Source organism: Microbacterium esteraromaticum, from assembly GCF_017303215.1.
GTDB lineage: Bacteria > Actinomycetota > Actinomycetes > Actinomycetales > Microbacteriaceae > Microbacterium > Microbacterium esteraromaticum_C.
This window is the reverse complement of sequence record NZ_JAEMWU010000001.1, coordinates 2,190,870-2,211,923: the sequence shown is the minus strand read 5'-3', so window position 1 is coordinate 2,211,923 and position 21,054 is coordinate 2,190,870. Positions and strand designations below refer to the sequence as shown.

Genomic DNA, 21,054 nt, shown 5'->3' with positions numbered 1-21,054 from the left:
CTGGAGAGGCGGAAGAGGTTACTGAGCGGCTTCGAAGAGCGTCAGGATATCTGCAGCGTCGGTGATGGTGAGGGAAACGACGGGTCGGCCGTGCGCGGCGAGCACGGCGGCGTCACCGGCGGCCTGTGCTTCGATGAGCTGGCCGAAGGTGAACGGACGGCCGGGGATCTCCAGATCGACATCGGTGCGTTCCAGGACCTGCAGGAAGACGCCCTGTGCGGGGCCGCCCTTGTGGTACTGGCCGGTCGAGTGCAGGAACCGCGGACCCCATCCGAACGTGGTCGGGCGGCCGGAGTCGGCGGCGATCATCTCGCGCAGCCCCAGCAGCTGGCCCATCGTGCTGCGGTCGACATAGGCCTGAACGGCCACGTAGCCGTCCTCGCCCAGACGTGCCCACAGGGCATCCATCACGCCTTCGAGTGTTCCGGATGCCGTCAGCTCGGGGTCGGTGGCGCGCACCTCGATGCCGTCCTGCACGAATGCGGGAGCGGTCGGCTCGGGACGGGCGTCAAGCAGGCCGCGGGCCGCGCTCTTGGCCGACTCGACGTCGGGCTGGTCGAACGGGTTGATGCCCAGCAGGTGTCCGGCGATGGCCGTGGCGTACTCCCACAGCAGGAACTGTGCGCCCAGCGTTCCGCTGACCAGGATCTCGCCGGGGTGGTGCTCGGACAGATGGAACTCGTCGGCGTCGTCGACCAGACGCACGACCTGCAGGTCTGCCGGCGGGGCCTCGAGCTCTGGGGAGACGGGCAGCATCACCACGGGGAGGATGCCCGTGCCCGCCTTGCCGGTGGACTCGGCGATCAGCTGCTCGATCCAGTCCGGGAGACCGTCGATGTGGGTGCCGTCGCTGACGAGGGCGAGCTTGTCGCGGCGCGGCGCGGTGCCGGTGATCGCGGCGGCCAGGCGCAGCGCCGGGTTGTCGGCCGCGTCGACGGCGAACTGCAGCATCGAGGCCTCTGCCTCGTCGAGCAGTTCGGCGATGTCGACTCCCGCCAGCCCGACCGGTACGAGCCCGAATGCAGTGAGCGCCGAGTAGCGTCCGCCGACATTCGGGTCGGCGGTGAAGACCCGGTACCCGGCCTCATGGGCTGCGGTCTCCAGCGGGGAACCCGGATCGGTCACCACGACGATCCGGCCGACCGGATCGATACCGAGGTCGCTGAAGGCGGCCTCGAACGCGCGGCGCTGCGAGTCGGTCTCGACGGTCGACCCCGACTTGGAGGAGACCACGAGCACCGTGTCACTGAGATCGTCGTCGATGGCGTCCAGCACCTGCGCGGGAGCCGTCGAATCCAGAATCGTCAGGCGTGCGCCGGCCGTGTTCGCGATCACCTCGGGGGCGAGTGACGAGCCACCCATCCCCGCCAGCACGACGCGCGTCACGCCCTGGGCGGCGAGCTCTTCACGCAGCGCGATGATCTGCGGCACCAGCGGGCGCGAGACCGACACGGCCTCGACCCAGCCCAGGCGCACCGAGGCCTCTTCTCGGGCATCCGGCCCCCACAGTTCATCGTCGCCAGCCGTGAGACGCGAGGCGACGAGGTTCGCGACCAGGCCGGGCACGAGCTCGTCGACGGCGACCTTCGCGGCCCCCGAGACGTGCACCGAGACAGTCATCGCGCGGCGTCCAGGCCTTCGGCCACCTGCGCCAGCAGGTCGTGCCACGAGTCGATGAACTTCGCCACGCCTTCGTCTTCGAGCACCTGGGTGACGTCATCGAAGTCGATTCCCACGGCCTTGAGCCCGGCGAAGACCTCGTGCGAGGCGGCGTAGGTGCCGGTGACGGTGTCTCCGGTCACCTCGGCGTGGTCGAACGTCGCTTCAAGGGTCTTCTCGGGCATCGTGTTCACGACGCCGGGAGCGACCAGTTCGGTGACGTAGAGCGTGTCGGGCAGGTTCGGGTCCTTGACGCCGGTGGAGGCCCACAGGGGGCGCTGCAGGTTCGCACCTGCGGCGATCAGCTCCTGAACGCCGGCGTCGGCGAACCGCTGCTCGAACAGCTCATACGCCAGGCGGGCGTTGGCAAGGCCGGCCTTGCTCTTGAGCGCCAGCGCCTCAGCGGTGCCGATGACGCTCAGACGCTTGTCGGTCTCGGTGTCGACGCGCGAGACGAAGAACGACGCGACCGAGTGGATGCCGCTCAGGTCGATGCCGGCATCCTTCGCCTTGCGCAGACCCGCCAGGTACGCGTCGATCACTGCGGCGTACCGCTCGAGGCTGAAGATCAGGGTGACGTTGACGCTGATGCCGGCACCGATCGCCTCGGTGATCGCGGGAAGGCCCGCCTTGGTGGCGGGGATCTTCACCAGCAGGTTCGGGCGGTCGATGCTGTTCCACAGTTCCTTCGCCTGCGCGATCGTGCCCTCGGTGTCGTGCGCCAGATCGGGGGAGACCTCGATCGAGACACGGCCGTCGACGTGGTCGGTGGCCTCCCAGACCGGACGGAAGATGTCGAGCGCCGCCTGAACGTCCTGCGTCGTGGCGGCGAAGACGGCCTCTTCGGCAGAGGCGCCGGATGCGGCGAGCTCACGCACCTGTGCGTCGTACGAGGTGTCGTTCGCGTCGGTGATGGCGCCGGCGAAGATCGTCGGGTTGGTGGTGACGCCGACGACGTTGCGCGTCTCGATCAACTGCTGCAGGTTGCCGGACTGGATCCGATTGCGCGAGAGATCGTCGAGCCAGATGCTGACTCCGGCCGCGGAAAGCTCTGAGGTGGGGGTGCTCATGCGTTGCTCCTTGTGCTGCTCGGTCAATGTGGCGCTCAACGGTCTGCGACCGCGGCGATGGTCTCACGCGCGGCGTCGATGACGGCCTCGGTGGTGATCCCGAACTCCTGGAAGAGGGTCTTGTAGTCGGCGGAGGCGCCGAAGTGGTCGATGCCGACCGAGCGTCCGCGGTCGCCGACGATGTCGCGCCACCCGACGACGGATCCCGCCTCGACCGACACACGTGCGGCGACGGATGCCGGCAGCACCGACTCGCGGTAGGCGTCGTCCTGCTCGGCGAACCACTCCAGAGAGGGCGCCGACACGACGCGGGCGTTCACGCCCTCGGATGCCAGTGCCGCGCGGGCCGCGACGGCCAACTGCACTTCCGATCCGGTCGCGATGAGGATGACATCGGGAGTGCCGCTCGGTGCCTCGGCCAGCACGTACGCGCCGCGGGCCGTTCCGCTCGCCGAGGCGAAGACCTCGCCGGATGCCGCACCTTCGCCGCGTTCGAACACCGGGATGTTCTGGCGGGTCAGGGCGATCCCCGCGGGGCCCTCGTGACGGCGCAGGATCTCCAACCAGGCCGCGGCGGTCTCGTTGGCATCCGCGGGGCGCACGACGGCGAGGTTCGGGATCAGGCGCAGCGACGCGAGCTGCTCGATCGGCTGGTGCGTCGGACCGTCCTCGCCGAGGGCGACGGAGTCATGGGTCCAGACGAAGACGCTGGGCACGTTCATCAGGGCGGCCAGGCGAACCGCCGGACGCATGTAGTCGCTGAAGATCAGGAACGTGCCGCCGAAGGCACGCGTGGGGCCGTGCAGCACGATGCCGTTGATGATCGCGCCCATCGCGTGCTCGCGGATGCCGAAGTGCATGACGCGTCCGTACGGGTCACCCGACCACTCGTGGGTCGACCACTCGCTCGGGATGAACGACGGTGCGCTCTTGATGGTGGTGAGGTTGGACTCGGCAAGGTCGGCGGAGCCGCCCCACAGTTCGGGAAGCCTCTCGGCGAGTGCGTTGATGACCTGTCCGGAAGCGGCGCGGGTCGAGACGTCCTTGCCGGCCTCGAACGACGGCAGGGCATCAGCGATGTCGGCAGGCAACTGGTGCGCCTCGACGCGGTCCAGCAGCGCCTTGCGCTCGGGGTTGGCTGCGGCCCACGCGTCGAACGAGGTCTGCCATTCGGCGCGTGCCTCGGCGGCGCGCTCGGCCAGACCTCGGGTGTGGGCGAGCACGTCGTCGGCGACGACGAAGTGCTGCTCGGGGTCGAATCCGAGCACCTTCTTGGTCGCGGCGAGTTCGTCGGCGCCGAGCGCCGAACCATGGATCTTGCCGGTGTTCTGCTTGCCGGGCGAGGGCCAGCCGATGATCGTCTTGAGAATGATGAGCGACGGCTTGGACTGCTCGCCCTTGGCGGCGTCGATAGCGGCGTTGAGCTCGGCGACGTCCTCGACGTACTCACCCGTGCGCTTCCAGTCGACGGTCTGCACGTGCCAGCCGTAGGACTCGTAGCGTGCGGCGACATCCTCGGTGAACGCGACGTTGGTGTCGTCCTCGATGGAGATCTGGTTGGAGTCGTAGATCGCGATGAGGTTGCCCAGCTGCTGGTGGCCGGCCAGCGACGAGGCCTCGCTCGTGACGCCCTCCTGCAGGTCGCCGTCACCGGCGATCGTGTAGACGAAGTGATCGAACGGGCTGGTGCCCGCGGCGGCCTCGGGATCGAACAGGCCGCGCTCGTAGCGAGCGGCGTACGCGAAGCCGACCGCCGACGCGAGGCCCTGACCCAGCGGACCGGTGGTGATCTCGACGCCCTTGGTGTGGCCGTACTCCGGGTGCCCCGGGGTCTTGGAACCCCAGGTGCGCAGCGCCTTCAGGTCGTCGAGCTCCAAGCCGAAGCCGCCCAGGTACAGCTGCACGTACTGCGTGAGCGACGAGTGGCCGACCGAGAGGATGAAGCGGTCGCGCCCGAGCCAGTCGGTGTCGGTCGGATCGTGGCGCATCACCTGCTGGTAGAGCAGATACGCAACGGGGGCGAGGCTCATAGCCGTTCCGGGGTGGCCGTTGCCCACCTTCTCGACGGCGTCCGCCGCCAGGATGCGGGCGGTGTCCACCGCACGACGGTCGATCTCATCCCACTGCAGTTCTGCCACGGCAATACTCCTTCTGGCTGTTGCGAAGGCGCCCTGTTCCTGCGCGGTCCGCGTCGTCACGGAGAGTGCTGCTGCGCCGGGCGCGCGAGTTGTTTCAGCATACCGGCGCTGTAGCACCCGGCGTCGGTGTGTTGCGTATGGGTGCGAAGTGTGGGCAAACGCTTTCCCATAGCTGGATCGGCTCCGCTCCGTGTCACTGCCGTGGAGGCCGCCGCGACACGCCGGGTGGCATAGAATGAAGGGCAGTTTTGTCTGTGCCCGCTCAGAAGGAGGCGATCGCGATCTCGACGACATCGCAGACCACCGAGACCACGTACTCGTTCGGTCAGAAGATCCGCGGCTACATCGCCCTCACCAAGCCGCGGGTGATGGAACTCCTGCTGGTCTCCACCGTCCCGGTGATGTTCCTGGCCGCCGGCGGACTGCCGAACCTCTGGCTCGTGTTCGCCACGGTGATCGGCGGCGCGATGAGCGCGGCATCGGCGGCATCGTTCAACATGTACCTCGATCGCGACATCGATGTGCACATGAAGCGCACCGTCAATCGTCCCCTGGTGACCGGAGAGGTCTCGCCCCGCGGTGCGCTCGTCTTCTCGTGGGTCCTCGCCGTCGTCTCGACGATCTGGCTGCTGGTGACCACCAACTGGCTCACCGCCGCGCTCTCGGCCGGAGCGATCTTCTTCTACGTCGTGATCTACACGATGATCCTCAAGCGCCGCACCGAGCAGAACATCGTCTGGGGTGGCATCGCCGGCTGCTTCCCGGTGCTGATCGGCTGGTCGGCCGTCACAGGCTCGCTGGACTGGCCCCCGTTCGTGCTGTTCGTGCTGATCTTCCTGTGGACCCCGCCGCACTACTGGCCGCTGTCGATGAAGTACAGCGCCGACTACGACGACGTCGACGTGCCCATGCTCGGCGCGACCCGTTCGCCGTCGCAGGTCGGCCTGCAAGTCATCCTGTACGCATGGGCGACGGTCGCGTGCTCGCTGCTGCTGATTCCTGTGGCGGGCATGGGCCTGGTCTACACGGTCTCGGCGGTGGTGTTCGGTGGCTGGTTCATCTACGAGTCGCACCGGCTCTACAACCGCGCCGTGCACGGTGACGAGGCGCGACCGATGCGCGTGTTCCACGCCTCGATCACCTACCTCACGCTGCTGTTCCTCTCGGTTGCGGTCGACCCGCTGCTGCCCTTCTGATCCGAGCGGTTCACAACCGCAACGCAATCGCCCCGGCGCTCGTCACGAGCACCGGGGCGATTGCGTTGGATCAGCGGATCAGCCGGCGGTGGGGCGCTTGAGCTTCAGCACGACGACCGTGTAGTTGGCTGCCGTCAGTGCTGCCAACACCATGTGGATGCCCACCAGCAGTGCGGGAAGACCCTCTCGTGCCTGCCAGACGCCGACGAGCACCTGGACGGCGACGGCCGCCACCAGCAGCATCCATCCGCGCACCGGCAGGCGCTGGATCCACGCGGCCGCCGTCAGCGCGACGACAAGTCCCGCCAGGATGTAGCCCGGCCAGGAGTGCACGTGGGCCAGCACGGTGGCATCGAAGCCCTCGCGCACGACGTTGACGTCGCCGGAGTGCGGGCCGGAACCGGTGGTGAGGATGCCGACGACGATCGTCACTGCCATCGCGAGACCCGTGACGTGCGTGAGGATCGCGAACCAGACCGGAACGGCGCGTTCGCGTGCGCCGGCCGGTTCACGCATGCGCACCAGATAGGCGGCCGTGACGCACACCAGCGCGAGGGAAGCCGCGTAGTGGAACCCGACGATGAACGGGTTCAGCCCCGTCAGCACCGTGATGCCGCCGACGAAGGCCTGGGCGATCACGCCGATCAGGACGATCCACGCCAGTACGGGCAGGTCTTTGCGTCCCGGGGTCGTGCGGAGCGAGTGCGCCGCAGCGACAATGGTGACGAGCAGCAGTGCGGCTGCGAAGAACGGGAACGCCTCGGCGCCCGCGGCTGCGGCGATCGCGTAGGCGATCAGCCCGGCTCCGACCCCCACGAGCGCGAACCACACGGCGTTCGTGAACGCGCGGCGCCCACCGATCGCGTGCAGTGTGAACAGCAGGACGACGATGGCGAGGATGCCGACGACCCCCGTGATCGTGCGGTTGCCGAACTCGATGACGCCGTGGATGCCCTGTTCCTGAGTGGGGACGAGCGACTCCGGGGTGCACAGCGGCCACTCGGAGCATCCGAGGCCCGAACCGGTCAGGCGCACCGCGCCACCGGTGCCGATGATGAAGACTTCGAAGAGGAACGACAGCCACGCGAACACGCGCACGCGTGCATCGATGCTGCTCGGCATCCAGCCGAAGAACCTGTCGCGCAGGCGTGCGGGGGTGGGCGTCGTCTCGGGCGCGACGATGTCAGTCATGGGGCCTCCGGGGTTCCGCGGTGGAGCACGGCGCAGGGCCCGTCCAGCAGGGGAACCTGTAGAATCGGATTGTTGTGATGGTCGCGCACTGCGTGCCGTCCACCACTGACAGTTTAGGCGCGCGCCGCGCGTCGTGATGAGGGCCCATGAGCGGCATCCGATCTCCGCAGACTCGACGGGGTTCGGTGTGCCGGGGCGGATGACACCGTCTGGGTCCATGTTGAGGAGAGTGTGCCATGTCGGATGTGCTGATCGACCGCCCGGAGCTGGACAGTCTGGGGGTGTACGAGTTCGGCTGGCACGACCCCGACGCGGCCGGTGCCAGCGCACGGCGCGGTCTGTCTGAAGCGGTCGTCCGCGACATCTCCGGTCTGAAGAACGAGCCCGAGTGGATGCTGAAGACGCGCCTGAAGGGTCTGTCGCTCTTCGAGCGCAAGCCGATGCCGACCTGGGGTGCAGACCTCAGTGAGATCGACTTCGACAACATCAAGTACTTCGTGCGTTCCACCGAGCGTCAGGCGCAGTCGTGGGAAGACCTCCCCGATGACATCAAGAACACGTACGAGCGCCTGGGCATCCCCGAGGCCGAGCGTCAGCGGCTGGTCGCCGGCGTCGCCGCGCAGTACGAGTCCGAGGTCGTCTACCACCAGATCCGTGAGGACCTGGAAGAGCAGGGTGTCATCTTCATGGACACCGACACGGCGCTGCGCGAGCACCCGGAGTTCTTCGAGGAGTACTTCGGCACCGTGATCCCCTCCGGCGACAACAAGTTCGCCGCGCTGAACACGGCCGTCTGGTCGGGTGGTTCGTTCGTGTACGTGCCGAAGGGCGTGCACGTCGAGATTCCGCTGCAGGCATACTTCCGCATCAACACCGAGAACATGGGCCAGTTCGAGCGGACCCTGATCATCGCCGATGAGGACAGCTACGTCCACTACATCGAGGGCTGCACCGCGCCGATCTACAAGTCGGACTCGCTGCACTCGGCGGTCGTCGAGATCATCGTGAAGAAGAACGCCCGCGTTCGCTACACGACCATCCAGAACTGGTCGAACAACGTCTACAACCTGGTCACCAAGCGTGCCGTTGCGCACGAGGGTGCCACCATGGAGTGGGTCGACGGCAACATCGGCTCCAAGGTCACGATGAAGTACCCGTCGATCTACCTGATGGGTGAGCACGCCAAGGGTGAGACGCTCTCGGTGGCTTTCGCCGGGCCCGGTCAGCACCAGGACGCCGGCGCGAAGATGGTGCACATGGCGCCGCACACGCAGTCGTCGATCGTCTCGAAGTCGATCGCCCGCGGAGGTGGCCGCTCCGGCTACCGCGGTGAGGTCCGGGTGGATCCCGCCGCGCACCACTCTGCGAACTCCGTGGTCTGCGATGCGCTGCTGGTCGACACGCAGTCCCGCTCCGACACGTACCCGTCGATCGACATCCGCGTCGATGACGTGCAGCTCGGCCACGAGGCCACCGTCTCGAAGGTCAGCGCCGAGCAGCTCTTCTACCTGCAGTCGCGCGGCATCGATGAGACCGAGGCAATGGCCATGATCGTGCGTGGGTTCATCGAGCCGATCGCGCGCGAGCTGCCCATGGAGTACGCGATGGAACTGAACAAGCTCATCGAGATGGGCATGGAAGGATCGGTCGGCTGATGACGGCCCCCACACAGGCGCCCGCCGCGGCGCCGCAGACGAACGCGCACATCGACCCGGCCGCACAGGTCACCGGCGCCGGTTTCGTTCCGGTGCAGACCCGCTCCGAGCGGCCCCGGTCGTTCGATCCCGAGGACTTCGGTGCGCCCACGGGCCGCGAGGTCAACTGGAAGCACACGCCGGTTGCGCAGCTGAAGGCGCTCTTCGAGACCAGTCCGGTCAATGACGGCGTCGAGACCACCGTCAGCCACACGCAGTACGTCCGTCCGGCACTCGCTCACGGCACGGCGCCGCGCGGCGAGTTCTTCACCCCCGAGGACATCGTTTCGGCTGTGGCGTGGCAGGGAGCGTCGGATGCCCTCCACCTCAGCATCCCCGCCGATGAAGAGGTCACCGAGCCGATCGTCGTGCAGATCGACGGCAAGGGCGGACGCGCCGACGCCCACCTGGTGATCGAGGCGGGCCGCCACAGCGTCTCCACCGTTGTTCTGCGCCACACCGGCACGGCACAGTACGCGCAGAACGTCGAGATCATCGTCCGCGACGGTGCCAAGCTGAAGCTTGTCACCGTGCAGCAGTGGGAAGACGACGCGATCCACGCGTCGGCTCACCAGGCGCGTGTCGACCGCGACGCCGAACTGACGCACATCGTCGTCAGCCTGGGCGGTGGCATTGTGCGCGTGAACCCCAACCTCGAACTCGCCGGCACCGGTTCGGAAGGCTACCTGTACGGTCTGTCCTTCGCCGATTCGGGTCAGCACCTCGAGAGCCAGGTGTACCTGCACCACAAGGGTGCGCATACCACCGGTGATGTGCTCTACAAGGGAGCCCTCAACGGTGCCAGCGCGCACAGCGTGTGGATCGGTGACGTGCTGATCGGCCGGGACGCCGTCGGCACCGACTCGTACGAGGCGAACCGCAACCTGGTGCTCACCGAGGGCGCCCGCGCCGACTCGATCCCGAACCTCGAGATCGAGACCGGTGACATCGCCGGTGCCGGTCACGCCAGTGCCACGGGGCGCTTCGACGACGAGCAGCTGTTCTACCTGCAGGCTCGCGGTATCACCGAGGACGAGGCGCGACGCCTGGTCGTGTTCGGATTCCTCACCGAGGTCATCCAGCGCATCGGCATCCCGTCGGTGCAGGACGAGCTGCTCGCCGCCGTCGAGGCCGAGCTCGCCGCGGTCGACCCGCAGGCCGTTCTGGGCGATCGCGAGGCCGCCCAGTGAGTGCGCAGCGCGCGTGCGGCGTCAGTGAACTCGAACAGGACACCCCGCTGCGCGTCGAGATCGACGGCGTCGCCATCGCACTCGTGAAGGACGCCGACGACGTGATCCACGCGATCGGCGACCGCTGCACGCACGGCGACATCTCGCTGGCCGAGGGCTTCGTGGAAGGCAAGACGCTGGAGTGCTGGGCCCACGGCTCGGCGTTCTCGCTCGAGACCGGCCACCCCCTCAACCTCCCCGCTTACGAGCCCGTCCCCGTTTACGCCGTCACGATCGACGGCGACGACGTGCTCATCGACCCCACTGTCATTAAGGAAGTCTGAATGTCTGTTCTCGAGATCCGCGACCTGCACGTAACGGTCGAGACCGATCAGGGCACTTCGCCGATCCTCAACGGGATCGACCTCACCATCAAGACCGGTGAGACGCACGCGATCATGGGCCCGAACGGCTCGGGCAAGTCCACCCTCGCCTACACGATCGCCGGTCACCCCAAGTACACCGTCACCCAGGGCACCATCACCTTCGACGGTGAGGACGTGCTCGAGATGAGTGTCGACGAGCGTGCCCGCGCCGGCCTGTTCCTCGCCATGCAGTACCCGGTGGAGATCCCCGGCGTCACGGTGACGAACTTCCTGCGCACGGCCAAGACCGCGATCGATGGCGAGGCGCCCTCGATCCGTCAGTGGACCAAGGACGTCAAGTCGGCCATGAGCAACCTGCGCATGGACCCGAAGTTCGCTCAGCGCAACGTCAACGAGGGCTTCTCGGGTGGCGAGAAGAAGCGCCACGAGATCATGCAGCTCGAGGTGCTCAAGCCGAAGTTCGCCGTGCTCGACGAGACCGACTCGGGTCTGGACGTCGACGCGCTGAAGATCGTGTCCGAGGGTGTCAACCGTGCGAAGGAGGCCACCGATCTGGGTGTGCTGCTGATCACGCACTACACGCGCATCCTGCGGTACATCCGCCCGGACTTCGTGCACGTGATCGTGGCGGGCAAGATCGTCGAAGAGGGCGGTGCTGAACTGGCCGACCGTCTGGAGGACGAGGGCTACGACCGTTTCATCGACCCCGCAGCCCCGATCGAAGCGTAGGCTGAGGGCATGACCGCGACCCTCACTCCCGAGAAGTTCGACGAGGTCACCGAGGCTCTCAAGGACGTCATGGATCCCGAGCTCGGGATCAACGTCGTCGACCTCGGTCTGATCTACGACCTGTCGTGGGATGACGAGAACGATGCACTGGTCATCCACATGACCCTGACCAGCGCTGGCTGCCCGCTCACCGACGTGCTCGAGGAGCAGACCGCTCAGGCGCTGGACGCCGTGGTCGATCAGTTCCGGATCAACTGGGTGTGGATGCCGCCGTGGGGCCCGGAGCGGATCACCGACGACGGGCGTGACATGATGCGCGCCCTCGGCTTCGCTATCTGACCCGGAGCCGAACTGACATGGCTGCGCCCATTCAGGCCCTGAGCTTGGAGCAGTTGCGCCGCCGAACGAGCGAGAAATGGCGGGAGTACCCCGAAGGGGTGCTCCCGTTGTTCGTCGCCGAGACCGATTTTCCGCTCGCCCCGCAGATCACGGCGGCGCTCGAGCGTGCCGTGCGGGACGGCGACACGGGGTACGTCGCCTCGCGCACACCGCTGGCGGCGTCGTATGCGGCATTCGCCGATCGCCGTTTCGGGTGGGTCCCCGACCCTGCGGGCATGCGCAGCACCGCGGACGTCAGCATGGGCATCGTTGAGATCCTGCGCCGGGTGATCGCGCCCGGCGAACGCGTGATCGTGAATCCGCCGGTGTACCCGCCGTTCTTCGAGCTGGTCGAAGAGGCCGGCGGCGTCGTCGAGCGGGTGCCTCTGCGCGATATCGGTTCGGGCTGGGAGCTCGACCTGGAGGGGATCGCCGGGTCACTGGCATCCGGGGCCCGCGCGGTGCTGCTGTGCAACCCGCACAACCCGACCGGCACCGTACACTCGGCGGCGTCCTTGCGGGCGTTGGCCGAACTCGCCGCGCAGCACGGCGCCGCCGTCGTGTCGGACGAGATACACGCGCCCCTCGCGCAACCCGGCACGGGATACACGCCGTTCCTGGCCGCCGGAGATGCCGCTGCCCAGGTGGGGTTCGCGGTCGTCAGCGCGAGCAAGGCGTTCAACCTCGCAGGGCTCAAGTGCGCTCTGATGGTCGCCGAGAGTGCCGCGCATCGACGCGTGCTGCGCCGGCTTCCCGTCGAAGTCGAGTGGCGTACCGGACAGTTCGGCCTGCTCGCCGCAGTGGCGGCGTTCGCGCCCGAGAGCGACGAATGGCTTGACGGCCTGCTGCTGACTCTCGATGCCAACCGTCGCCTGCTCGGTGATCTGCTGGCTGATCGACTGCCCGAGGCGGAGTATCGGATGCCCGATGCCGGCTATCTCGGCTGGATCGACCTGAGCGCACTCGGCTGGGGTGCCAACCCGGCCAAGCCCATTCTGCGCGAGGGGAAAGTCGCGTTGCACTTCGGTCCGGCGTTCGGCGCCGAGGGTGCGGGACACGTGCGGCTGAACTTCGGCACCAGCCCCGAGATCATCACCGAGGCCATCGAGCGCATCGTCGCGATCCGCTGAACGACGGTGCCCCTGCTGTGTGGGAATAGGCCGTGTCGCGTTCAGACACGTACGCCCGCGGTGAGTGCTCGGATGCCGGTGCAGAACACCGCGTCGGAGTGCGCGGTCGGATCCTGAGCGTCGGGCTCGACGGCCCCGATGCTCTGTGCGTGCATGCGCTGCTGCAGCAGGGTGGCATGCCCCAGGATGAACTCGAAGACGGCGTCGGCGAGGACGTCGCTGTCGGGGTGCGGGGTCAGTGACGCGGCAAGCGCCTGCTGTGCGCGCGGGGTACCGAGGCGCAGCGCGTAGCTGCTCATGACGATCTCGGCGCCGTCGCGATAAGCCAGCAGGGCGTCGAGGACGGCGTGCGCGACCTGCGAGGTGTCGCGGGATGCATCGGGGGCCGGTACAGCAGAGAGGATGCGATCGGCCACACCTGCCAGCAGCGCCTGCTTGTTGGGGAAGTGCCAGTACAGCGCGCTGGGTTGCACCTCGAGCTCGGCGGCGATGCGGCGCATCGACAGATCGGGAAGGCCGATGTCATCGAGTAGACGCAGGGCGCAGTCGATGACGCTGTGTCGATCGTGTCGGGAGGGGGCCATACGGCCAGTATAGTGAACAGCGTTCAGGTGAACACTGTTCAGGTGAACGATGTTCAGGAAATCTCCGAGAGGAAACCCATGTCTGCTGTCCGTCGCCCCCTCAGTGCCGATCTCGCTCGCATCGCGCTGTTCGCCGCGCTGATCATCGTGCTCGGCACCGTCATGGTGCCCCTGCCCGGAGGCGTGCCGATCACGGGGCAGACGCTGGGCGTCATGCTCGCAGGACTCATCCTGGGGGCCCGTCGCGCCCCGCTGGCGATCCTCATCGTGCTGGCGCTGGCCGCCGTCGGCCTTCCCGTACTGGCCGGTGGGCGTGGCGGCCTCGGGGCCTTCGTCGGGCCCACGGCGGGCTACCTGCTGGGCTGGGTCGTCGGCGCGATCGTGATCGGGATCATCGCGCACTCCGGGCGGTTCACCTGGTGGCGTGCGGGTATCGCCACCCTCGTCGGGGGCATCGCCGTCGTGTATCTGTTCGGCATTCCCGTCCAGTCCTGGGTCACGGGCGTACCGCTCGACCTGACCGCCGTGTCGACCCTCGCATTCCTGCCGGGCGATCTGATCAAGGCCGGTGCGGCGACGGCGCTGGCCGTGGCATTGCGTCGCGCCTACCCGCGCGCATTCCCGCAGCGAGTCGTGCACGTGGCATCCGTTGCATCGTGACGGCCGCCGACATCTCGCTCCGGGGAGTCGGGTATGAGGTGGAGGGTGTTCGCGTGCTGCACGACGTCTCGGTGACGTTGTCCGCGCGCCGCACGGCCGTGATCGGGGCGAATGGGTCGGGCAAGTCGACCTTCGCCCGCCTGCTGAACGGTCTCCGAAAGCCGACGGCCGGCACGATGCGCGTGCTCGGACTCGACGTCATCGACCACGCCGACCACCTGCGGGCCCGCGTCGGGTTCGTCTTCACCAATCCCGAGGCGCAGATTCTGATGCCGACACCCGGCGAAGACCTCGCGCTCTCGCTGGGGCGGGTGGGCAAGCGCGAGCGCGCCGCACGCATCGACGAGCTTCTCGCACGATACGGGTTGGCGGGCCGTGCAGACCAGCCCGTCGCCAGCCTCTCGGGCGGGCAACGGCAGCTGCTCGCCGTCGCTGCGGTGCTCGCCACGGCCCCCGACCTCGTCGTCGCCGACGAACCGACCACACTGCTCGACCTGCGCAACACCCGTCGCATCGGCGCCCTGTTGCTGAACCTCGACGTGCCGGTCGTGCTCGTCACCCATGATCTCGAACTCGCGGCGCAGTGCGATGAGGTCGTGCTGTTCGTCGACGGCGCTGTGCACGCGGTCGGCGAACCCGCCGATGTGATCGACCAGTACCGGCGAAGAGCGGCATGATCTCGCTGTACCGGCCCGGCACGGGCATCCTGCATCGCAGGTCGGCCGGTGCGAAACTCGGTCTACTCGCGGCGTTGGCGCTGTGTGTTTCGGTGCTTCCGCTGGGGACGACCGGCACCGCGATACTGGTGGCCGCCGTCTCGTCACTCTACGTCGTGGGCGGGCTCGGGTGGCGTCTGCTGGCAGAGTCCTGGTGGCGACTGCGCTGGCTGATCATCGTGCTCGCCGGAGCGCTGTGGATCTTCGTCGGCCTCGACGAGGCCGTGCGCAACGCCGGGCGCGTGGTGGCACTGATCCTGCTCGTCGCCCTCGTCACCCGAACCACCCGCATGGGCGACCTGCTCGATGTGCTGCAGCGGCTCTTGCGTCCCCTGCGGGTGTTCCGGCTCGACCCGGAGACGGCCGCGCTGGCGATCTCGCTCACCATCGCCATGGTGCCGGTGCTCGCGGGATTCCTGAATCAGGTGCGGGACGCGCAGCGCGCACGTGGCGTGCGACTCGGGCCGCGCGCGGCGCTGCCCCTGCTGGTACTGACACTCCGGCACGCGGATGACGTCGGTGACGCGCTCGCCGCCCGCGGGCTGGCGCGCTGAGCGTGTGCACCGGCAGCTGACGCTCTGCGGGCACCGGCCGAGGTGACGTGACGATGAGCGCTCCGAGCCACAGCACGCTGGTGATCGCGACCGTCACTGGGGTGGTGCCGGCGGCGAGCAGCACCACGACGCCGGCCACTCCCAGGACGACACCCGCTGCGGCTCGATCCGCGCGGACCGAGCCGTGGCGGACGCGCGACGCCTCGATGCGCGCCAGGGGCACGCTCAGCAGCGCCGTCAACGCCACCGCGGCGGCGACCCATGCGGGACGGGTCAGCCACCACTCCGCCCCGCCCGGTGCGGGAAGGGCGCCGCCGGTCTGCTGAGCGAATAGCGCGAGAACACCGGCAAGGGCGAGCAGCACAGGCATGTGCCAGAGGTAGATGGTCATGGTGCGTTGCGATACGAACGCCGTGAAGGCTGCGAGCGCGGGCCGCTCGGCGACGACGGCGATGCTCGACCGTACGAGCGAGAACAGCAGGGTGTGGGTCAGTCCGACCAGCAGCAGCGCCGTCGTCGGCGGGTTGAGGTTGGCGATCAGATCGGGGGAGTGGAAGCCGCTCTGGAACGACAGCACCAGGAGGGCGACGGCAGCGGTCGCGGTGAGAGCCCGCGCCCGAGGTCCGATGCGGTCGATGCTGCCATCCGAGAGGAAGAACCCCAGCTGTTGCAGGGCCAACCAGACAAAGGCCATGTTGACGAGACCGACCGCAGCCTCGCCGGTGATGATGCGCGCAGCATCTACCAGCACGGCCATCGCGGCGAGCGCGCCCAGGGCACCGGTCCGGTACCGGGCGTGCAGGCGCGCCATCAGCGGCAGCAGAGCCTGACATCCCAGGAACACGCCGAGGAACCACAGCGGCTGTGAGAAGCGGAAGCCCGCCACGCCGACGAGGTCATCTGCGACCCCGGCGTGGGTGAGCAACGCCAGGAGCACACCCGCCGTCGCGACCACGGCGAGTGCCGGACGCACCAGACGGTGCACACGCGCGGCGGCGAACGCGGCAGCCGACGTGGAGCGTCGACGCAATGCGGTGATGCCCGCGAATCCACCGATGACGAAGAACAGCGGCATCACCTGCAGTGCCCAACTCACTGGTACCAGCCAGGCGCCGCTCTCGGCCGCGTTCTCGAACACCGGCCCCTGCGCGGTGACCGTGACTCCGACCATGAGTGCGTGCAGGACGATCACGCCCAGCACGCACAGGCAGCGGACGAGATCGACCGCGGTGTCGCGGCCGGCAGCGGTGGTGGACATGGCGCCTCCTGGTCGATGTGCCAGGAGACTATGGAGCGGGTGGCGACGGGCGCATCACCTCATAGGGGCGGTTCACCCCCCTACCGGGGAGCCACTCACACAGCGGGCGAGACGAGACCCGCGTCGTAGGCGAAGATCACCGCCTGCACGCGGTCGCGCAGCGCCAGCTTCTGGAAGACCTTGCCGACGTGCGTTTTCACGGTCTGCTCGGCGATGAACAGCTCGGCGGCGATCTCGGCGTTCGACAGCCCCCGGCCGATCAGCGTGAGCACCTCGCGCTCGCGCTCGGTCAGCCCCGCCAGGGTCGGCCGCGCGACCGCGGGCCGGGGCCGACGCGCACCGAAATGCTCGATCATGCGGCGCGTCACGCTGGGGGCCAGCAGCGCATCACCGGCGGCGATGACCCGCACGGCGTGTACGAGTTCCTCGGGCAGCGCGTCCTTGAGCAGAAATCCACTGGCTCCGGCCTCCAGCGCGTCATACACGTAGTCGTCGATGTCGAACGTCGTGAGCATCAGAATGCGCGGCACCCGGGCGGCGGGATAGTCCGGGCCGAGGATCCGGCGCGTCGCGGCGATTCCGTCGAGCTCGGGCATCCGCACGTCCATCAGCACCACGTCGGGTTCGAGACGCGCGCACAGTCGGGCCGCCTCGGCGCCGTCTGCGGCCTGGCCGACAACCTCGATGCCGTCATGTGCGTTCAGCAGCGCCGCGAAGCCGGCACGCACCATGCCCTGATCGTCGGCGATGAGAACACGGATCGTCACGAGAGCTCCACAGAGTCAGGGGTGGTGAGGGGAAGACGGGCATCGACGAGCCAGCCGCCGTCGGCGGTGGCCGATGCCTGAACAGTACCGCCCAGCACCGCCGCGCGTTCGCGCATGCCTCGAAGGCCGTGGCCGCTTCCAGCCGTCGGATGCGGTTGCGTTGCGCTCGCCGTGGGAGAGTCGGATGCCCGATTCGGCCCGCGATGCGCGCCTGGCGGCGCATTGCGCACGCGCAGGCGCAGGTCGCGGTCGTTGACCTCCAGGGAGATGGCGATGGGCGCGCCCGGGGCGTGTCGCAGCGCGTTGCTCAGTGCCTCCTGGGCGATGCGGAACGCCGCAAGACCGACGCCGGCGGGTGTTTCGTGCGAGCCGACGCGCTGCTCGAACGACACCGAGGCCCCCGAGCCGCGGATGCTGTCAATCAGCTCCGGGATGTCGGCGATGCCCTGTTGGGGCGAGAGCTCCGGTGCCCCCTCCTCGGTGCGCAGCACTCCGAGCAGCCGCCGCATCTCGGTCAGTGAGGTGCGGGCAGTCGCGGCGATGCCGTCGAATTCCTGCGCGGCGGCTTCGGGCAGGTCATCGACCCGGTATCGCGCGGTGGCGGCCTGCACCTGGATCACCGACATGCTGTGCGCCACGATGTCATGCAGTTCGCGGGCAATGCGCGTGCGCTCTTCGACCCGCAGCCGGCGTTCGTGCTCAGAGGCAGATACCGCGCGCTCGCGGTCGAGCTCCGCGCCCACCCGCAACCGTGCCGTGATGAGCAGGGTCAGCAGGTACACGCCGACGGCGGTGCATACTCCGACGATGAGGTTCGCGGACGCCGCCGAGGCCACCTGCGCAACCATGTCGGGGCTCAGGATGACGACCATCAGAGAGGTCGCCGCACCGACGATGAGCGGCAGGAAACCCATCCTCGCGCCGTGCTGTGCCGTTGCGACGGCCACCGCGCACAGCAGCGCGAGCATCGCGGGCACGGACCAGGGCCAAGGCGCATGCTGCACCAGCGTGGGCGATACCAGCAGCCCCAGACTCAGTTGTGCGACGACCATCATGACCGTGGCCAGTCGCGGACGGGTCAGCATGAGTAGCGGCGCCCCGCACATCCCCGCGCCGAGCAGGAACGACAGGGCGACGGGGGTTCCGTAGACCACGGACTGCAGCGGCACCAGCACGGCAAAAAGCGCCACGCACGCGACGGAGATCAACAGGATCGCGGCCTGGCGATACGTGGGGCGACGAATGCGCACGAACATGTCCGTCATCCTGCCAGTCGCGAGGTGCGTTCGTTCTGAGGCATCGGTACGGGAACGGGCTCGTCCTGATCGCGCTGCTCCCGGACGGGCGCCTCGGCGTCGCCCGGGGCGCTCGCGGTGGCATCCGCAGCGCTCCGATCGAGCCGACGCCGGCGCGCGCGGCGTCGCAGCGCCGCCACCCGATCGACCATCACGCCGATCAGCAGGGCGATGGCGACGCCGAGCAATGCCGCCAGCAGCGGCTGGTCACGCACCCACGTGCCCGCGACCAGCCCGATCGAGATGCTGAAGACGCTCCAGCACAGCCCGGCGAGCGCCGACAGGGGCAGAAAGCGCCGCCACGGGTATCCGACAGCCCCGGCCGACATGTTCACCGCGACTCGGCCGACAGGCACGTACCGCGCCCCGAGCACGAGCACGGCCGCCGAATGATCCATCGCACGTCGCGCGTGATCGAAGGTCGCGGCCACCCGAGGCCTGCGCATCCACCGGAACCGTCGCGTTCCCACGCGGCGGCCGACCCAGAACGCGATGTTGTCGCCGATCGTCGCCGCAGCCGCGGCGAGCAGGCACAGCGGCACCAGTGCGGTGGCATCCGTCATCGCCAGCACAGCCGCCGCCGCGACCAGCACGGACTCACTGGGCACCGGCGGGAAGAAGCCATCGATCACGGTCGCGACGAACAGCACCGGAAACAGCCACGGCGAGGCCACAGCCTGCGCAATGAGTTCGTTGATCAGATCCACGAGAGCACGCTATGGGGGTGGTGCCGCATCGCGCGTCGTCCGTTGGTAGCATCCGCATCCCTCTCGGGGATGAACCTGGTCATCGTCGGTGGGCGCATATACTGAGAGGCTGGCCGTTCGGCCGCCCTCCACCTTCAACGAATGGACCCTCCGCTGTGCTTGCCGTGCACGAACTCGAGATCCGCGTCGGAGCCCGTGTGCTCATGTCAGACGTGTCGTTCCGCGTCGCCGCCGGTGACAAGATCGGATTGGTCGGCCGCAACGGTGCCGGCAAGACCACGCTGACCAAGGTGCTCGCCGGAGACGTCCTCGCTTCCGAGGGCAAGGTCACCCGCTCGGGCGAGCTCGGCTACCTGCCACAGGATCCGCGCACCGGCGACCCCGAGATGCTCGCGCGTACGCGCATCCTCGATGCCCGCGGTCTGGGAACCATCCAGCTGGGCATCGCCCAGGCGTCGAACGACATGGCCTCCGATGACCCCAAGATCGCCGAGCGCGCCATGCGCAAGTTCGCCAACCTCACCGAGCGCTTCGAGGCGCTCGGTGGCTATGCGGCCGAGGCCGAGGCCGCGTCCATCGCGCACAACCTCTCGCTGCCCGACCGCATCCTCGACCAGCCGCTGAACACGCTCTCGGGCGGTCAGCGTCGTCGGATCGAGCTCGCGCGCATTCTGTTCTCGGATGCTGACACGATGATCCTCGACGAACCCACCAACCACCTCGACGCCGACAGCGTCGTGTGGCTGCGGGAGTTCTTGAAGGGCTACAAGGGCGGCCTGATCGTCATCAGCCACGATGTCGAACTCGTCGGCGAGACCGTCAACCGGGTGTTCTACCTCGATGCGAACCGCCAGGTCATCGACATGTACAACATGAACTGGAAGAACTACCTGCGCCAGCGGGTGGCCGATGAGGAGCGCCGTAAGAAGGAACGCGCCAACGCCGAGAAGAAGGCCACGCAACTGCAGCAGCAGGCAGCACGCTTCGGCGCGAAGGCGTCGAAGGCTGCGGCCGCGCACCAGATGGTCGCGCGTGCCGAGAAGCTCCTGTCGGGCCTGGACGAGGTGCGTCAGGTCGACCGTGTCGCCAAGCTGCGGTTCCCGAAGCCCGCACCGTGTGGCAAGACGCCGTTGATGGCGTCCGGCTTGTCGAAGTCGTACGGATCGCTCGAGATCTTCACCGACGTCGATCTCGCGATTGACCGCGGCTCAAAGGTTGTGGTGCTGGGACTCAACGGTGCCGGAAAGACGACCCTGCTGCGCATGCTGGCCGGAGTCGACCAGCCCGACACCGGCACGCTCGAGCCGGGGCACGGGTTGAAGATCGGCTACTACGCCCAGGAGCATGAGAACCTCGACGTCGACCGCTCGGTGCTGGCGAACATGATGTCGGCGGCCCCCGACATCACCGAGACCGAAGCCCGCAAGGTGCTCGGATCGTTCCTGTTCACCGGCGACGACGTGCTCAAGCCCGCCGGGGTTCTCTCGGGTGGCGAGAAGACGCGACTGTCGCTGGCGACCCTGGTGGTCTCGTCGGCGAACATGCTGCTGCTCGACGAGCCCACGAACAACCTCGACCCCGCATCGCGTGAGGAGATCCTCGGCGCTCTGGCCCACTACGAGGGCGCCGTCGTGCTCGTATCGCACGACCCCGGGGCCGTGGAGTCGCTCAACCCCGAGCGCGTGCTGATCCTGCCCGACGGTGTCGAAGACATCTGGAGCCGCGAGTATCAGGAGCTCATCGAACTCGCGTGAGACTGCGCGCTGCCGGGTG

19 protein-coding genes and 1 pseudogene are annotated in these 21,054 nt (G+C 68.1%); 11 read left to right on the top strand and 9 right to left on the bottom strand.

Annotation, left to right across the window (positions count from 1 at the left end; genetic code table 11):
• Positions 1-18: 18 nt before the first annotated feature.
• The 3 genes from JF543_RS10195 to tkt are packed head-to-tail and all read right to left on the bottom strand — an operon-like array spanning position 19 to position 4,867.
• Positions 19-1,620 carry a glucose-6-phosphate isomerase gene (locus JF543_RS10195; RefSeq protein WP_206549676.1) on the bottom strand — a complete coding sequence of 534 codons (1,602 nt, stop codon included), beginning with the start codon at positions 1,618-1,620 and terminating at the stop codon, positions 19-21.
• Positions 1,617-2,729, bottom strand: coding sequence for a transaldolase (tal, locus tag JF543_RS10190; RefSeq protein WP_206820403.1), 1,113 nt, complete (start codon positions 2,727-2,729; stop codon positions 1,617-1,619). Before tal ends, JF543_RS10195 begins: the two co-directional genes overlap by 4 nt.
• Before the next feature lie 35 nt (positions 2,730-2,764).
• The gene (tkt, locus tag JF543_RS10185) at positions 2,765-4,867 is read right to left on the bottom strand and encodes a transketolase (RefSeq protein ID WP_179410652.1); all 2,103 of its coding nucleotides are present in this window, start codon (positions 4,865-4,867) and stop codon (positions 2,765-2,767) included.
• A 275-nt stretch (positions 4,868-5,142) separates the two neighbouring features.
• Here tkt and JF543_RS10180 point away from each other — a divergent pair, with 275 nt between their 5' ends.
• Positions 5,143-6,063 (top strand): heme o synthase, encoded by a 921-nt coding sequence (locus tag JF543_RS10180; RefSeq protein WP_206821643.1) that lies wholly within the window; start codon positions 5,143-5,145, stop codon positions 6,061-6,063.
• Between the two features lie 78 nt (positions 6,064-6,141).
• Here the strand turns inward: JF543_RS10180 and JF543_RS10175 are convergent, their stop codons facing one another.
• Positions 6,142-7,185, bottom strand: coding sequence for a COX15/CtaA family protein (locus JF543_RS10175; RefSeq protein WP_431522700.1), 1,044 nt, complete (start codon positions 7,183-7,185; stop codon positions 6,142-6,144).
• A gap of 305 nt (positions 7,186-7,490) precedes the next feature.
• Here JF543_RS10175 and sufB point away from each other — a divergent pair, with 305 nt between their 5' ends.
• Genes sufB through JF543_RS10145 form a run of 6 tightly spaced genes read left to right on the top strand, consistent with a single transcriptional unit; the run spans position 7,491 to position 12,740 of the window.
• The gene (gene sufB, locus JF543_RS10170) at positions 7,491-8,909 is read left to right on the top strand and encodes a Fe-S cluster assembly protein SufB (protein WP_179410654.1); all 1,419 of its coding nucleotides are present in this window, start codon (positions 7,491-7,493) and stop codon (positions 8,907-8,909) included.
• On the top strand, positions 8,909-10,138 hold the full coding sequence (sufD, locus tag JF543_RS10165) for a Fe-S cluster assembly protein SufD (protein ID WP_206823969.1): 1,230 nt from the start codon (positions 8,909-8,911) through the stop codon (positions 10,136-10,138). Before sufB ends, sufD begins: the two co-directional genes overlap by 1 nt.
• Positions 10,135-10,461 carry a non-heme iron oxygenase ferredoxin subunit gene (locus tag JF543_RS10160; RefSeq protein WP_179410656.1) on the top strand — a complete coding sequence of 109 codons (327 nt, stop codon included), beginning with the start codon at positions 10,135-10,137 and terminating at the stop codon, positions 10,459-10,461. The genes sufD and JF543_RS10160 overlap by 4 nt, the downstream gene beginning before the upstream one ends.
• Entirely contained in the window at positions 10,462-11,232 is a 771-nt protein-coding gene (gene sufC, locus JF543_RS10155) for a Fe-S cluster assembly ATPase SufC (RefSeq protein WP_179410657.1), read from the top strand.
• A gap of 9 nt (positions 11,233-11,241) precedes the next feature.
• Entirely contained in the window at positions 11,242-11,571 is a 330-nt protein-coding gene (locus JF543_RS10150) for a metal-sulfur cluster assembly factor (RefSeq protein ID WP_179410658.1), read from the top strand.
• A 17-nt stretch (positions 11,572-11,588) separates the two neighbouring features.
• Complete coding sequence (locus JF543_RS10145; protein ID WP_206823964.1) at positions 11,589-12,740, top strand: MalY/PatB family protein; 1,152 nt, start codon at positions 11,589-11,591, stop codon at positions 12,738-12,740.
• Between the two features lie 41 nt (positions 12,741-12,781).
• On the opposite strand, the gene JF543_RS10140 is transcribed toward JF543_RS10145, so the two are convergent.
• Positions 12,782-13,324, bottom strand: a complete 543-nt coding sequence (locus tag JF543_RS10140; protein WP_206823962.1) for a TetR family transcriptional regulator — start codon at positions 13,322-13,324, stop codon at positions 12,782-12,784.
• Positions 13,325-13,402: 78 nt separating this feature from the next.
• Between JF543_RS10140 and JF543_RS10135 the strand changes: the two genes are divergently transcribed.
• The 3 genes from JF543_RS10135 to JF543_RS10125 are packed head-to-tail and all read left to right on the top strand — an operon-like array spanning position 13,403 to position 15,254.
• On the top strand, positions 13,403-13,984 hold the full coding sequence (locus JF543_RS10135; RefSeq protein WP_206820406.1) for a biotin transporter BioY: 582 nt from the start codon (positions 13,403-13,405) through the stop codon (positions 13,982-13,984).
• Positions 13,981-14,661 (top strand): ATP-binding cassette domain-containing protein, encoded by a 681-nt coding sequence (locus JF543_RS10130; RefSeq protein WP_206823960.1) that lies wholly within the window; start codon positions 13,981-13,983, stop codon positions 14,659-14,661. Before JF543_RS10135 ends, JF543_RS10130 begins: the two co-directional genes overlap by 4 nt.
• Entirely contained in the window at positions 14,658-15,254 is a 597-nt protein-coding gene (locus JF543_RS10125) for an energy-coupling factor transporter transmembrane component T family protein (protein ID WP_206823959.1), read from the top strand. The genes JF543_RS10130 and JF543_RS10125 overlap by 4 nt, the downstream gene beginning before the upstream one ends.
• Positions 15,255-15,477: 223 nt before the next feature.
• Here the strand turns inward: JF543_RS10125 and JF543_RS14425 are convergent.
• The 4 genes and pseudogenes from JF543_RS14425 to JF543_RS10110 all read right to left on the bottom strand — a co-directional run.
• Positions 15,478-16,512, bottom strand: a pseudogene (locus tag JF543_RS14425) (acyltransferase family protein); the annotation flags it as partial.
• A gap of 95 nt (positions 16,513-16,607) precedes the next feature.
• Positions 16,608-17,279, bottom strand: coding sequence for a response regulator (locus JF543_RS10120; protein WP_206549685.1), 672 nt, complete (start codon positions 17,277-17,279; stop codon positions 16,608-16,610).
• Positions 17,276-18,535: a histidine kinase gene (locus JF543_RS10115; protein ID WP_206823958.1), complete on the bottom strand. Its 1,260-nt coding sequence runs from the start codon at positions 18,533-18,535 to the stop codon at positions 17,276-17,278. The genes JF543_RS10120 and JF543_RS10115 overlap by 4 nt, the downstream gene beginning before the upstream one ends.
• A 5-nt stretch (positions 18,536-18,540) precedes the next feature.
• Positions 18,541-19,281 carry a VTT domain-containing protein gene (locus tag JF543_RS10110; RefSeq protein ID WP_206823957.1) on the bottom strand — a complete coding sequence of 247 codons (741 nt, stop codon included), beginning with the start codon at positions 19,279-19,281 and terminating at the stop codon, positions 18,541-18,543.
• Between the two features lie 155 nt (positions 19,282-19,436).
• Between JF543_RS10110 and abc-f the strand changes: the two genes are divergently transcribed.
• On the top strand, positions 19,437-21,035 hold the full coding sequence (abc-f, locus tag JF543_RS10105; protein ID WP_179410667.1) for a ribosomal protection-like ABC-F family protein: 1,599 nt from the start codon (positions 19,437-19,439) through the stop codon (positions 21,033-21,035).
• Positions 21,036-21,054: the final 19 nt, after the last annotated feature.

What these genes read in the sequence shown, in the direction of transcription:
- JF543_RS10140 (WP_206823962.1), bottom strand. Translation starts at nt 13,324, where the DNA reads ATGGCCCCCTCCCGACACGATCGACACAGCGTCATCGACTGCGCCCTG.
- JF543_RS10125 (WP_206823959.1), top strand. Translation starts at nt 14,658, where the DNA reads ATGATCTCGCTGTACCGGCCCGGCACGGGCATCCTGCATCGCAGGTCG.
- JF543_RS10145 (WP_206823964.1), top strand. Translation starts at nt 11,589, where the DNA reads ATGGCTGCGCCCATTCAGGCCCTGAGCTTGGAGCAGTTGCGCCGCCGA.
- JF543_RS10150 (WP_179410658.1), top strand. Translation starts at nt 11,242, where the DNA reads ATGACCGCGACCCTCACTCCCGAGAAGTTCGACGAGGTCACCGAGGCT.
- JF543_RS10175 (WP_431522700.1), bottom strand. Translation starts at nt 7,185, where the DNA reads ATGCCGAGCAGCATCGATGCACGCGTGCGCGTGTTCGCGTGGCTGTCG.
- JF543_RS10115 (WP_206823958.1), bottom strand. Translation starts at nt 18,535, where the DNA reads ATGTTCGTGCGCATTCGTCGCCCCACGTATCGCCAGGCCGCGATCCTG.
- sufB (WP_179410654.1), top strand. Translation starts at nt 7,491, where the DNA reads ATGTCGGATGTGCTGATCGACCGCCCGGAGCTGGACAGTCTGGGGGTG.
- tal (WP_206820403.1), bottom strand. Translation starts at nt 2,729, where the DNA reads ATGAGCACCCCCACCTCAGAGCTTTCCGCGGCCGGAGTCAGCATCTGG.
- JF543_RS10135 (WP_206820406.1), top strand. Translation starts at nt 13,403, where the DNA reads ATGTCTGCTGTCCGTCGCCCCCTCAGTGCCGATCTCGCTCGCATCGCG.
- sufC (WP_179410657.1), top strand. Translation starts at nt 10,462, where the DNA reads ATGTCTGTTCTCGAGATCCGCGACCTGCACGTAACGGTCGAGACCGAT.
- JF543_RS10195 (WP_206549676.1), bottom strand. Translation starts at nt 1,620, where the DNA reads ATGACTGTCTCGGTGCACGTCTCGGGGGCCGCGAAGGTCGCCGTCGAC.
- sufD (WP_206823969.1), top strand. Translation starts at nt 8,909, where the DNA reads ATGACGGCCCCCACACAGGCGCCCGCCGCGGCGCCGCAGACGAACGCG.